This is a genomic window from Micromonospora nigra, from assembly GCF_900091585.1.
Classification (GTDB): Bacteria; Actinomycetota; Actinomycetes; order Mycobacteriales; family Micromonosporaceae; genus Micromonospora; species Micromonospora nigra.
Genome location: NZ_FMHT01000003.1, coordinates 3431070 through 3443279 on the forward strand (window position 1 = coordinate 3431070; position 12210 = coordinate 3443279).

Genomic DNA, 12210 nt, shown 5'->3' on the forward strand with positions numbered 1-12210 from the left:
CATGCCGAGGGTGCGCCCGCCGCCGGCTCAGCCGAGGGCGGCGGCGGCCTTGGTGAGCGCGGCGAGGGCCTCGCGCAGGCGCCAGGCGTCCCGGTCCCGGGGGCCGACCGGGTTCGAGACCGTACGCAGCTCGACGAAGGGGACCGTGGCCTGGGCGGCGGCCACGGCCACCCCGTACCCCTCCATGGCCTCGGCCACCGCGTCGGGGTGCCGGCGGCGTAGCTCCGTGGTGCCCGCGACCGTGCCGGTGACCGTGCTGACCGTCAGCACCGGACCGACCGTGGCCGCCGGTAGTGCCGTGCCCAGGGCGGCCAGCAGATGCGGGTCGGCGGCGATCGACCGGCCCGCGCCGAGCAACTCCGCCGGCATGCCCAGTTCGTCGACGGGAATGAACCCGTCGGGCGACTCGGCACCCAGATCGGCGGCCACGGCGTGGGTGCCGAGCACGGTGCCGCCCACCTCCACCGGCCCGGCGAAGCCGCCGGCGACGCCCGCGCTGACCACCCCCCGGTACGGACGCCCGGCGGCCTCGGCCAACGCCAGCAGCCGGGCGGTGGCCGCCCCGGCGACGGCCGGCCCGACGCCCACCGGCACCACCGTCACCGTCGGGTCGGACACTCCCGCCCGGACGGCCTCCGCCTCGGCCGGTACCGCCGTCACCACCAGCAGACCGATCACGACAGCGGCCCCGGCGACTCCCGGCGCGACTGCTCGTCCCCGCTCCCGGAACCGGGGACGGCCGACGACGGGCGGTAGATGTGGTAGCCCGGCGGCGCGAGATCGGGCTCGTCGGCGGGCTGACCGCCCTGGAGGGGGGCGGGTGAGCTCGGTGCGGGGTCGGCGCGACCGACCGGTTCGTCCGTCGTCGCGTCGTCACGTGGGGCGGTGGCCCCGGTGCCCTGCTCTGTGGCGTCGGCCGCCAGTTCGTCGTCAGCCAGGGGCCGCCCGCGCAGCCGCTCGGCGTGCAACCGGCCGGCTGTCACGGCCCCCCGCAGGGCGGCCAGGGTGGCGACGCCGGCTGCCACGGCGATGCCGAGCCGGCCGTCGAAGGGCACCAGGCCCAGCGCGCCGCCGGCCACGAACGCGAGCATCAGCGCGGTCTCCGAATGGGCGAACGAGCTGGCGCGTAGCCGCTCCGGAATGCGTTCCTGGATCGAGGCGTCCACCGCGAGCTTGGCGATGCCACTGGCCATCGCGGCGACAACACACAGCAGGGCGACCATGGGCAGCGAGAACGACAACGCGGCGAGCACGGCCACCCCGGCGACGATCACCATCCCGCTGGACTGGAGGGCGGCGGGCCGGTGGATGCGCAGCCGGGTGCCGATCGCGGTGGCCAGGAAGGTGCCCACCGCGAGTGCCCCGCCGACCAGGCCGAGCGCCGCCTCGTCACCCAGCTCGCGACCGAACGCGACGGTGGTCAGGTCACCGGCCTTGATCGCGAAGGCCAGGAAGAGCAGCAGGAAGCCGTACACGGCGCGGAGCGAGGCCGCACCGAGCAGCGTGGCGATCACCAACCGGCCGGCAGGGCGGCCCCGACCCAACGGCCGTTCCCCGGTGGCGCGGCGCAGTGCCCGCAGCGGCCGGGGCACCCGCTCGGGTGGCTCCGAGTCGGCCTTCGGGGGCAGCCGCAGGGCGATCACCATGCCCACCAGGAAGATCACCGAGGCGACCCGTAGCGGCCACTGCGCCCCGAACCAGAACGCGGCCAGGCCGATCGGGGCGACCATGGCTCCGGCCACCGTTCCGTAGACGCTGGCCCGCGCACCCACCTGGGACAGGCCGAGCCCCTCGGGCAGCAACCTCGGCACGGCCGCGGAGCGGGCCACCCCGTACGCGCGGGACAGCGCCAGCACACCGAAGGCGGCCGGGTACAGCCCGAACCCGTGGATGTAGTCGGAGATCAACCAGGCCAGGAACGCCCGGCCGAGCATGGTGGTGGCCAGCGCGTAGCGGCGGCCGTGCCGGAAGTGGTCGAGCAGTGGGCCGACCACCGGCGCGAGCATCGCGAACGGAACCATGGTCACCAGCAGGTAGAGCGCGACCTTGCTCCGCGCCTCGCCCAGCGGCACGTTGAAGAAGATGGTGCCGGCCAGCCCGATGGCGATCAGCGTGTCGCCCGCGCAGGACAGGGCGTGCAGGTCGAACAGTCGGACCATGCCGACCTCGCCGCCGGCACCCCGGGCCCGGGCCCGGCCGGCGCTGCGGGTCACCCACCGGCCGCCGTTGACCGAGCCCCGGAACAGCAGCCGGGTGGCGCGGATGCCGGTGCCGACGGTCCGCCCCAGCAGGGACCGCTCGGAGCGGGAGAACAGCGGCATGGGACCCATCCTCGCCCATCGCGCCGACCCGTGCCGCACCACCGCCCGGAACAACTCCGGGGAGTGCCTGTCAGCCGGCCGTACCGATGGGGAACAATGGTCCGGTGACCAGGCCCGCCTCCGCCCGCGCCGCCCGACTCGACCAGGTCTGCGCCGCCGCCGTCGAGGTGGCGCGCGCCGGTATCACCGAGGTCGACCCCGCCGACGTCGGCGACCACCTCCAGGCCGTCGCCGAGGGGGACCGGCTCGTCACCCACTACTTCGAATGCCGACTGGCCGGCTACCGGGGCTGGCGGTGGGCCGTCACCGTGACCAGGGTGGCCCGCAGCCGCACGGTCACCATCTGCGAGACGGTGCTGCTGCCCGGCGCGGACGCGCTGCTCGCGCCCGGTTGGCTCCCCTGGCAGGAGCGGCTCAAGCCGGGCGACCTGGGCCCCGGCGACCTCCTGCCCACCCCCACCGACGACGAGCGGCTCCAGCCCGGCTACCTGCTGTCCGACGACCCGGCGGTCGAGGAGACGGCCTGGGAGTTGGGTTTCGGCCGGACCCGGGTGATGTCCCGCGAGGGGCGGATGGAGGCCGCCCAGCGCTGGTACGACGGTGACCACGGCCCGGCCGCGCCCATCTCGACGGCCGCGCCCGCCGCCGCCCGCTGCGGCACCTGCGGCTTCTACCTGCCGCTCGCCGGCGCGCTACGGCAGTCCTTCGGCGCCTGCGGCAACTTCTACGCCCCCGACGACGGCCGGGTGGTCAGCGCGGACCACGGGTGCGGCGCACACTCCGAGACGATGGTGGAGACCACGGAACCGGTGGTGGAACTGCCCACGGTCTACGACGACAGCGCGGTGGAGACGGTGGCCGTCACCTCGGAGGCCGACCCGGCCCCGCAGACCGCCGACCCGGCCGGGACAGCCGCCGACGCCTGAGCCGGGCACCCGACCCGACACCGGGGCGGGCGTCAGCGGGCGGCCCGGCGGCGACGCCGGTTGGCGTCATGACGCATCATCACGGCCAGCCCGGGGAAGCCCCACAGAAAACCGGCCAGGCAGGTCCACAGCCAGTTGCGGTGGTCGTTCGTAGCCAGCCAGTCGCGGAAGAACACCAGCAGCACCAGTCCGGCGACCGCCCAGGCGGCCATCCCCGCGAGGGCGAACGGCACCATCGGAGGGTCCAGCGGCTCGGGTCGCGACGGCGGTTGCTTCGGCACCCGGCAAGCGTAACGTGACCGAGCTTTTGCGCTGGCCGGTGATCTGCGACGATGCGCGCGACAACGCGAGATCACCTGCGAGGAACCGATGGCAGTAGCGCCGCCCGACAACGACACACCACCCGATCCCGCCGCACCGCGTAGCGGGTTCGACCGGTACTTCGAGATCACCGCCCGCGGTTCGACGCTGAACCGGGAAGTACGCGGTGGCCTGGCGACCTTCTTCACGATGGCGTACATCGTGGTGCTCAACCCGCTCATCCTCGGTGCGGCCGTCGACGGCGACGGGCAGCAACTGCCGATTCCCGCCCTCGCCGCGGCCACCGCCCTGGTCGCCGGGCTGATGACCATCCTGATGGGCGCGGTGGGCCGCTTCCCGCTGGCCGTCGCCGCCGGCCTCGGCGTCAACGCGCTCGTCGCGTACGAGATCGCCCCGGAGATGACCTGGGCGGACGCCATGGGCCTCGTGGTCATCGAGGGCCTGATCATCGCCGTGCTGGTGCTCACCGGCCTGCGTACGGCGGTGTTCCGGTCGGTGCCGACCCAGCTGAAGACCGCGATCGGCGTGGGCATCGGCCTGTTCCTGACCATCATCGGCCTGGTCGACGCCGGTTTCGTCCGGCGGGTGCCCGACGCGGCGAACACCACCGTCCCGGTGGGCCTGGGCATCGGCGGCAAGCTGGTGAGCTGGCCGATGCTCGTGTTCGTGGTGGGTCTGCTGGTGACCCTGGTGCTGGTGGTCCGCAAGGTCAGGGGTGCGATCCTGATCGGCATCCTCGCCTCGACGGTGCTGGCGATGATCGTCGAGGCGGCGGGCAACATCGGCCCGTCGTTCGTCAACGGTCAGCCCAACCCGAAGGGCTGGTCGCTGAACGTGCCGCAGATCCCCACCTCCTGGTTGGAGTGGCCGGACCTGTCGCTGCTCGGCGAGTTCAACGTGTTGGACTCGTGGGGCCGGGCCGGCTGGCTGGTCGTGCTGATGTTCGTCTTCACGCTGCTCATCACCGACTTCTTCGACACGATGGGCACGATGGTCGCCGTCGGGCAGGAGGGCGGCATGCTCGACGAACGGGGCACCCCGCCGCGCACGAAGGAGATCCTGCTCGTCGACTCGATCGCCGCGGCCAGCGGCGGTGCGGCGAGCGTGTCCAGCAACACCTCGTACATCGAGAGCGCCGCCGGTGTCGCGGAGGGCGCCCGCACCGGCGTGGCCAACCTGGTCACCGGCGCGCTGTTCCTGCTGGCGATGTTCCTGGCCCCGCTGGTGGAGGTCGTGCCGTTCGAGGCCGCCTCCGTCGCACTGGTGGTGGTGGGTTTCCTGATGATGACGGCGGTGCGGACCATCGACTGGTCCGACTACGAGATCGCCATCCCGGCGTTCCTCACCATCGTGCTCATGCCGTTCACGTACTCGATCTCCAACGGCATCGGCGCGGGCCTGATCGCGTACGTGGTGGTGAAGCTCGCCAAGGGCAAGGCCCGCGATATCCACCCGCTGCTGTACGGGGTGGCGGCGTTGTTCGTGCTGTACTTCCTGCGGGGGCCGATCGAGTCCGTGCTGCTCTGACACCCGGGCTCCGGGCCGGGGCGTCCCACGGGACACCGGCCCGGAGCCGCACTCAGGTCGCCGTGAGCATGGTCATATCGCCTGCGGCCCGACCGGCTCATTAGTTAGGCTAACTATCGTGACGGAGCGGACGGTGACGGCGAAGAGCGTGCCACCGGCGCAGCTGGCCCCCCAGTTGCGTGATGCGATCACCCGGCTCAACCGGCGGGTCCGCCAGGCCCGGCCGGTCGGCGACCTGACGGTCACCCAGCTCTCCGCGCTCACCAGCCTCCGGCTGGCGGGCGCGCTGACGCCCCGGGAACTTGCCGACGTCGAACGGGTGCAACCGCCCACGATGACCAGGATCGTCGCGAAGCTGGAGGAGCGCGGCCTCGTGCAGCGCACCCCCCACCCGACCGACGGCCGGCAGGTCATCCTCGCGGCGACCGAGGGGGGACGGGCCGTGCTCGACCAGTTCGAGCGGGCCCGGGACGAGTGGCTGGCACACCTGCTGGCCGAGCTGAGCGACGCAGACCGCGACATCCTGCGGCAGGCCGCCGAGGTCCTGCAGCGGCTGTCCCGCGCCTGACGCCGGGACACCCCGACGGGGTCTCCCGCCCGGAGGTCGCACACCACGTGTGCCCCCGCGCCGCGCCGTCCGTCGTTGACGACGCGTACGTGAAAGCGCGAGGAGGCGCACCAAGAGTGCAGGCGAAGCTGAGCACGATGTTCCAGTCCCTACAGGTCCGCAACTACCGACTGTTCACCACCGGTCAGCTGATCAAACTGATCGGCGTCTGGATGATGTTCATCGCCCAGGACTGGCTCGTCCTCGAACTCTCCGACGACTCGGCCACCGCACTCGGCATCGTCGTCGCACTCCAGTTCACCCCGGTGCTGCTGCTCACGCTGATCTCGGGCCGGCTCGCCGACCGGTACGACAAGCGGATGCTGCTCCTCGCCGCCAACGCGTTCTGGACGGTGCTGGCCCTGGCCATGGCCGCGCTGGTGCTCACCGGCCTGGTGCAGCTGTGGCACGTGTTCGTCTTCGCCGCCCTGCTGGGCGTGGCCAACGCGGTGGAGACCCCGGTCCGGCAGGCGTTCGTCTCCGAACTGGTCGGCACCCGGCTGCTGCCGAACGCGCTCTCGCTCAACGCGGCCACCTTCAATTCCGCCCGCATCGTCGGGCCCGCCGTCGCCGGGCTGGCCATCGCCGCCTTCGACGTGGGTCCGGTGTTCCTGGTGACCGCCCTCAGCTCGATCGCGCCCCTGGTCAACGTGGTGCGGATGCGCCCCGCCGAGCTGTACCGGGAGGCGCTGCTGCCGCGCGAGGAGCGGGCCCGCGCCACGGTCATGGACGGACTGCGCTACGTCGGCCGCCGACCGGACCTGCTGCTGCCGATGGCCGTGATGTCGGTCGTCGGTATGACCCTGTTCAACTTCCAGCTCACCCTGGCCGCACTGGCCAAGACGGTCTTCCACACGGGCGCGGCCTCGTTCGGCCTGTTCAGCACGACGCTGGCCGTGGGCGCGCTGGTCGGCGCGCTGGCCGGAACGGGTCGGCGTAGCCGTCCCTCGGTGTGGCTGGTGCTCGGCGCGGCCGTCGGGTGCGGCATCTTCGGCACCCTGGTCGGGCTCGCCCCCGCGTACTGGATGGTGGTCGCCCTGCTGCCGCCCACCGGCTTCTTCATGGTCTTCTTCGCCCAGGCCGCCAACCAGCGGGTGCAACTCGGCACCGACGCCGCGTTCCGGGGACGGGTGATGGCGCTGTGGGTGCTGGTGTTCCTCGGCACCAACCCGGTCGGTGCCCCGCTGATCGGCTGGGTGGCGGAGACCTTCGGCGCCGGTGCCAGCATCTGGATCGGCGGGTTGATGTCTCTGACCACGGCCCTGCTGGCGCTGACCTGGCAGCTACGCCGCACCGGGGCGCGGCTGCGGTTCCGGGTGCTGCCGATGCCCCGCTTCTACGTGACTCCCGCCGACTGCTGAACCCGCTCCGGTCCGCCGGGCGGGTTCCCGTCCGGTGACCGCCACGGCTGTCCGCCGGCGACGGCCACGGGATCTCTTCCGGCGGTCGCCACGGCGCCCGTCCGCCGGCGGCGGGCCTGTTTCTTCCGGGTGGCGAACGGATGCCGGGAAACGGGTAACGTGACGCTGCGGAACGGCTTAGCGTCCATGTGTGGAGGTGGGACGGGTGCTCCTGCTGGCCCTGGCGCTGCTGGCCGTGGTCAGCCTGCTGGTGCTGCTCGTCGTGGCCTGCGGCGGCGACGAACTGGTCGGGCGGCTGACCCGCCGGTACGCGGCGTGGCGGGACCGGCGGCGTGAGGGCCGGCTGATCGCACGGCTGGACCGGGCGGTGGAGGCGGACGTCTCCGGCCGCGACGTGCACCCCGAAGACCTCGACCGGGCGCAGCGCCGCCCGCTGGAGGAGATCGCCGCCGACCTGCGCCGGCTGGGACGGCAGCGGATCGCCGCCGGGGGCCGGGCGGCCGTGTGGCACACCACGGTCGTCGAGGCGTACGACGAGCGGCTGCGCCTGGCCTGCCGGGCGTTGGGCCTCACCGAGCACCTCGGCGAGTTGGCCGGCGTCGACCTGCAGATCGAACGGATCCGCGTCGAGGGGATCCTGCACGCCGCCGGCCTGGTCCTGCCGGCAGCCCAGACCGGGCAGTGGCAGCGGCACCGCTGAGGTGCGGCTCTTCGTGGCGGTCCAGCCACCGCCGGAGGCCGTCGCCCACCTGACCGCCCGGGTCGCCGGCCTGCGCCTCGCCGCGGCAGCCGCAGCCGGCACGAACGTCCGCCTCGCCGACCCGGCGAACGCGCACGTCACGCTCGCCTTTCTCGGCGAGGTGTCCGACGACCGCCTGGGCGAGGTGCACACCGGCCTGCGACTGGCCGCCCAGGGTTCCCACGCCGGACGCCACACCCCCTCCCACCTGCGGTTGGCGGGTGGTGGCCGGTTCGGCCGGGGGCGCTGCACGGTGCTCTGGGTGGGGCTGGACGGCGACGTCGAGGGGTTACGGGTGCTGGCCCGGTCGATCCGGTCCCGGCTGCGGCACGCGCGGCTGCCCCACGACGAGAAGCCCTTCCACCCGCATCTGACGGTGGCCCGCCCCGGCGACCGACTGCCCCCGGCCGACGTCGAGGCCGACCTCGCCGCCCTCGACGACTACCGGGGGCCGCAGTGGCCGGCCAGCGAGTTGGTGCTCATCCACAGCCAGCCCGGACCCCGGCCCACGTACGACCGGCTGGCCACCTGGCCCCTCTGACCATCCGCCCTGTGAACGGACGAACGTGTGGTGGCGCGTGGAATCAGGAGGACTCGCGGGCGGCGGGGGCGCTGCCGAAGAGCACATCGTCCCAGCTCGGAAGCCGCTTGCGGGGCTTACCGCCCGGCTCGGTCGACTCGCCCGTCGCCCCGGCCGCCGGGGCACCCGTGCGCCGTGGGCGCAGGACCGCCAGCGACGGCACGGCCGGGACCTCCTTCGGCGTGTCCGCGTCGTCGTCGAAGGCCGAGCCCTGGCCGCCGCCGAGCAGGGCCGCGGCCCCGCCCCCCACGGCCCGCTGCCGGGGCGCGTCCTGGTTGCCGGCCATCGCGGCCGGGGACCGCGGGTCGAGGCCCCGCCCCGAGGTGGAACCGAGGGGCCGGTCGAGCGACGCGAGCAGGGCGTCCCGCCCGGCCCGGATCGGGTCCCGACCCGGGCGGGTCGACTCGGTGGGCGTGGGCAGACCGTGCCCACCACCCCGGCTCGGCTCACCCCGGGACGGGCCGGGCAGCGCGTGGCCGCCCCGCTCCGGTGCGGGTTCCTGGCCGAGGATGGGCGTGGGCCGCTCGGCGCACAGGTACTGCGCCATGTCGTCGTGCGGGGTCACCGCCTGCCGGGTCTTGTCGAGATCCCAGACCGCCTGCGCGGTGGCCTTGCCGGACGGCCAGGTGGCCACGATCCGCCAGGTGCCGTCGTCGCGGCGCCACGCGTCCCAGGAGATCTTCTCGGTGTCGATGCCGTGTTGGGCGAGACGACCGTTGACCACCTCGGCGAGCGGGGTCGGCTTCTCGGCACCCTTGAGCCGGGTGCGCCGGGCGTGCTGGGCGAGCATGGCCCGTTCCTGGAGCACCGGGCCGGCATACCGCAGCACCCGGTCGACCGGGACACCCGCGATGCGGGCCACGTCCTCAGCGGACTCACCGGAGCGGATCCGGGCCTGGATGTCCCGAGGGGACAGCGACGGGATCGGGTCGGAGGCGGTGGGCGCCACCACGAGCGCCGGCGCGCCCGGTTCGGCGTGCAGGGCTCCGGTGATGCGTTCGTCGATGGGCAGGGCGAGCAGGCGCCCCACCTCGTCGGCGAGCACCAGGGCCTGGCCGTCCTCGGAGAGGGCGACGAAGCGTACTGGGCGCATCGCGTTGCCTCCGTCCCGCTTCGCTGGCCGTACGCCACGAGCCGGCCACCCGGGCGTCTCGCCCCACCGTACGCCCATCTACCCGCAGGTGGGGGATGCGACACCCCGCAAGTTGCGGGTGACCTGCGACGATGATCACGGTCGGTGGTCACCACGCGGGGCGGTGACCACCGACCGTGACGACGGCTAGAGGCGCTCGACCACGTAGTCGATGGACGCGGTGAGCGCCTCGACGTCGGCCGGCTCGACGGCCGGGAACAGCGCGACCCGCAGCTGGTTGCGGCCCAGCTTCCGGTACGGCTCCGTGTCCACGATGCCGTTGGCCCGCAGCGCCTTCGCAATCGCCGTGGCGTCCACCCCGTCGGCGAAGTCGATCGTGGCGACCACATTGGACCGCAGCGCCGGGTCCGTGACGAACGGCGTGGCGAACGACGCGCGCTCGGCCCAGCCGTACACGGTGGCGGCGCTCTCGGCGGTGCGCTTCGCCGCCCAGGCCAGCCCGCCCTGGGCGTTCATCCAGTCGGTCTGCTCGGCGGCCAGGAAGATCGTGGCCAGCGCCGGCGTGTTGTAGGTCTGTTCCAGCCGCGAGTTGTCGATCGCGGTCACCAGGTCGAGGAACGCCGGGATGTACCGGCCCGACGCCTTGATCTCGGTGGCCCGCTCCAGCGCGGCCGGCGACATCAGGGCCAGCCAGAGCCCGCCGTCGGAGCCGAAGCACTTCTGCGGGGCGAAGTAGTAGACGTCGGTCTCGCCGACGGTGACGTCCAGGCCGCCCGCGGCGGAGGTGGCGTCGACCAGCAGCAGCGATCCCGGGTCGGCACCCTCGACCCGGCTGATCGGCACGGCCACGCCGGTGGAGGTCTCGTTGTGCGGGGTGGCGTAGACGTCCACCCCGGCCTCGGCGACCAGCGACGGGGCGCTGCCGGCGGCCGACTTGCGGACCGTCGGCTCGCCCAGGAACGGCGCGTCGGCGACCGACTTGGCGAACTTCGCGCCGAACTCGCCGAAGCTGGCGAACTGGGCCCGGTCGCGGACCAGGCCGAAGGCGGCGACCTCCCAGAAGGCGGTGGTGCCGCCGTTGCCGATGATCACCTCGTAGCCCTCGGGCAGGGAGAAGAACTCGGCGATGCCGGAACGGAGCCGGGCCACCTGGTCGCGGACCGTCTTCTGCCGGTGCGAGGTGCCCAGGTAGCTGGTCGCCACGTCGGCGAGCGCGGAGACCGCCGTCGGACGGACCTTCGACGGCCCGCAGCCGAAGCGGCCGTCGGCGGGCTTGATCTCGTCGGGAATCCGGATGGTCGGTGCGTCAGCCACGGTCTTCTCGAATCCTTCCGCAAGGGCCGGGGCCCGGGTGAGCTGGCGGGCGCGGACGGCCGGAGGCGCGTGCGCTGCGCACACGGCGAGCCGGCAACCGAACCCGGTCCGGCGACACTGCCGGCCTTCATCCTCGCACCCCTGACCGCCTGCCTGTCGGGTGGTCCCATGCCGGGAGCTGAGTCTTCCGCCACAGCCCACCGCACGACTGCGGCCCCGTCCGGGTGGACGGGGCCGCAGTCGAGGTGCGCCGGTCAGACGCCGTGCGGGATGGCGTTCCAGCCCTCGACCTCGTGCGGCTTGCGGGTCCCCGGGCCGACGTAGCGCGCCGACGGGCGCACCAGCCGCTGGAGCTTCTTCTGCTCCAGGATGTGGGCGCTCCAGCCGCCCATCCGGGCGCAGGTGAACATCGAGGTGAACATGTGCGCGGGCACCTCGGCGAAGTCCAGCACCACGGCCGACCAGAACTCGACGTTGGTGGCGAGGACCCGGTCGGGGCGGCGGGCCTGGAGCTCGGCCAGGGCCGCCCGCTCCAGCGCCTCGGCGACCTCGAAGCGTGGCGCACCCAGATCCTTGGCAGTGCGGCGCAGCACGCGGGCACGCGGGTCCTCGGCCCGGTAGACCCGGTGGCCGAAGCCCATCAGCCGCTCGCCCCGGTCGAGGACGCCCTTCACGTACCCCTCGGCGTCGCCGCTGCGCTCGACCGCCTCCAGCATCGTCAGCACCCGGGAGGGGGCGCCGCCGTGCAGCGGGCCGGACAGGGCGCCGATCCCGGAGGAGATGCAGGCCGCCGCGTCCGCGCCGGTGGAGGCGACGATCCGGGCGGTGAAGGTGGAGGCGTTCAGGCCGTGCTCGGCAGCCGAGATGAAGTACGCGTCGACGGCCTTGACGTGCCGGGGGTCGGGCTCCCCGCGCCACCGCTTCATGAAGCGCTCGACGATGGTCTCGGCCTTGTCGATCTCCTTCTGCGGCACCGCCGGCAGGCCGAGGCCGCGGGCGGACTGCGCGACGAAGGAGAGCGCGGTCACGGACACCCGGGCCAGATCCTCGCGGGCCTGCTCGTCGGAGATGTCCAGCAGCTGGTGCAGGCCCCAGTAGGGGGCGAGCATGGCGACCGCGGACTGCACGTCGACGCGGATGTCGCCGGAGTGCACCGGCACCGGGAACGGCTCCGCCGGGGGCAGGCCCGGACCGAAGCGCCCGTCGACCAGCAGCGCCCAGACGTTGCCGAAGGAGACCTGGCCGATCAGATCCTCGATGTCGACGCCGCGGTAGCGCAGCGCGCCGCCCTCGCGGTCCGGTTCGGCGATCTCGGTCTCGAAGGCTACGACGCCCTCCAGGCCCGGTTTGAAGTCGGCCATGTCGTCTCCTGGCGTGTGGTCGGTGCGCCCGCCCGGGCTCTGGAGTCCCGGCCCCGGCCG

General features: G+C 73.5%; 12 protein-coding genes. 6 read left to right on the forward strand and 6 right to left on the reverse strand.

What is annotated here, in order from left to right:
• Window positions 1-27: 27 nt before the first annotated feature.
• Both GA0070616_RS14730 and GA0070616_RS14735 read right to left on the reverse strand, forming a co-directional pair.
• The gene (locus GA0070616_RS14730) at window positions 28-678 is read right to left on the reverse strand and encodes a futalosine hydrolase (protein WP_091082217.1); all 651 of its coding nucleotides are present in this window, start codon (window positions 676-678) and stop codon (window positions 28-30) included.
• Window positions 675-2321, reverse strand: coding sequence for an MFS transporter (locus GA0070616_RS14735; protein WP_091082220.1), 1647 nt, complete (start codon window positions 2319-2321; stop codon window positions 675-677). Before GA0070616_RS14735 ends, GA0070616_RS14730 begins: the two co-directional genes overlap by 4 nt.
• A gap of 86 nt (window positions 2322-2407) precedes the next feature.
• Here GA0070616_RS14735 and GA0070616_RS14740 point away from each other — a divergent pair, with 86 nt between their 5' ends.
• Window positions 2408-3247 (forward strand): DUF3027 domain-containing protein, encoded by an 840-nt coding sequence (locus GA0070616_RS14740; protein WP_091082223.1) that lies wholly within the window; start codon window positions 2408-2410, stop codon window positions 3245-3247.
• A gap of 32 nt (window positions 3248-3279) precedes the next feature.
• On the opposite strand, the gene GA0070616_RS14745 is transcribed toward GA0070616_RS14740, so the two are convergent.
• Complete coding sequence (locus GA0070616_RS14745; RefSeq protein ID WP_091082225.1) at window positions 3280-3528, reverse strand: DUF2530 domain-containing protein; 249 nt, start codon at window positions 3526-3528, stop codon at window positions 3280-3282.
• Window positions 3529-3616: 88 nt separating this feature from the next.
• On the opposite strand from GA0070616_RS14745, the gene GA0070616_RS14750 reads away from it, so the two are divergent.
• The 5 genes from GA0070616_RS14750 (at window position 3617) to thpR (ending at window position 8343) form a co-directional block, all read left to right on the forward strand.
• Window positions 3617-5095, forward strand: a complete 1479-nt coding sequence (locus tag GA0070616_RS14750) for an NCS2 family permease (RefSeq protein ID WP_091082228.1) — start codon at window positions 3617-3619, stop codon at window positions 5093-5095.
• Window positions 5096-5213: 118 nt separating this feature from the next.
• Window positions 5214-5663, forward strand: a complete 450-nt coding sequence (locus GA0070616_RS14755) for a MarR family winged helix-turn-helix transcriptional regulator (RefSeq protein WP_175440079.1) — start codon at window positions 5214-5216, stop codon at window positions 5661-5663.
• A gap of 116 nt (window positions 5664-5779) precedes the next feature.
• Entirely contained in the window at window positions 5780-7063 is a 1284-nt protein-coding gene (locus GA0070616_RS14760; RefSeq protein ID WP_091082234.1) for an MFS transporter, read from the forward strand.
• Between the two features lie 190 nt (window positions 7064-7253).
• Window positions 7254-7763, forward strand: a complete 510-nt coding sequence (locus tag GA0070616_RS14765) for a hypothetical protein (protein ID WP_091082236.1) — start codon at window positions 7254-7256, stop codon at window positions 7761-7763.
• Between the two features lies 1 nt (window position 7764).
• Entirely contained in the window at window positions 7765-8343 is a 579-nt protein-coding gene (gene thpR, locus GA0070616_RS14770) for an RNA 2',3'-cyclic phosphodiesterase (protein WP_091082239.1), read from the forward strand.
• Between the two features lie 43 nt (window positions 8344-8386).
• Here the strand turns inward: thpR and sepH are convergent, their stop codons facing one another.
• The 3 genes from sepH to GA0070616_RS14785 all read right to left on the reverse strand — a co-directional run bounded on the left by sepH (window position 8387) and on the right by GA0070616_RS14785 (window position 12150).
• On the reverse strand, window positions 8387-9475 hold the full coding sequence (gene sepH, locus GA0070616_RS14775; RefSeq protein WP_091082242.1) for a septation protein SepH: 1089 nt from the start codon (window positions 9473-9475) through the stop codon (window positions 8387-8389).
• Between the two features lie 186 nt (window positions 9476-9661).
• A complete protein-coding gene (gene serC, locus GA0070616_RS14780; RefSeq protein ID WP_091082245.1) occupies window positions 9662-10789 on the reverse strand; it encodes a phosphoserine transaminase in 1128 nt (375 codons plus the stop codon).
• Between the two features lie 254 nt (window positions 10790-11043).
• Window positions 11044-12150, reverse strand: coding sequence for a citrate synthase 2 (locus GA0070616_RS14785; RefSeq protein WP_091082247.1), 1107 nt, complete (start codon window positions 12148-12150; stop codon window positions 11044-11046).
• Window positions 12151-12210 lie beyond the last annotated feature (60 nt).

Coding starts and splice junctions, on each gene's coding strand:
- GA0070616_RS14735 (WP_091082220.1), bottom strand. CDS start 2,321: ATGCCGCTGTTCTCCCGCTCCGAGCGGTCCCTGCTGGGGCGGACCGTC.
- GA0070616_RS14750 (WP_091082228.1), top strand. CDS start 3,617: ATGGCAGTAGCGCCGCCCGACAACGACACACCACCCGATCCCGCCGCA.
- sepH (WP_091082242.1), bottom strand. CDS start 9,475: ATGCGCCCAGTACGCTTCGTCGCCCTCTCCGAGGACGGCCAGGCCCTG.
- GA0070616_RS14785 (WP_091082247.1), bottom strand. CDS start 12,150: ATGGCCGACTTCAAACCGGGCCTGGAGGGCGTCGTAGCCTTCGAGACC.
- GA0070616_RS14740 (WP_091082223.1), top strand. CDS start 2,408: ATGGGGAACAATGGTCCGGTGACCAGGCCCGCCTCCGCCCGCGCCGCC.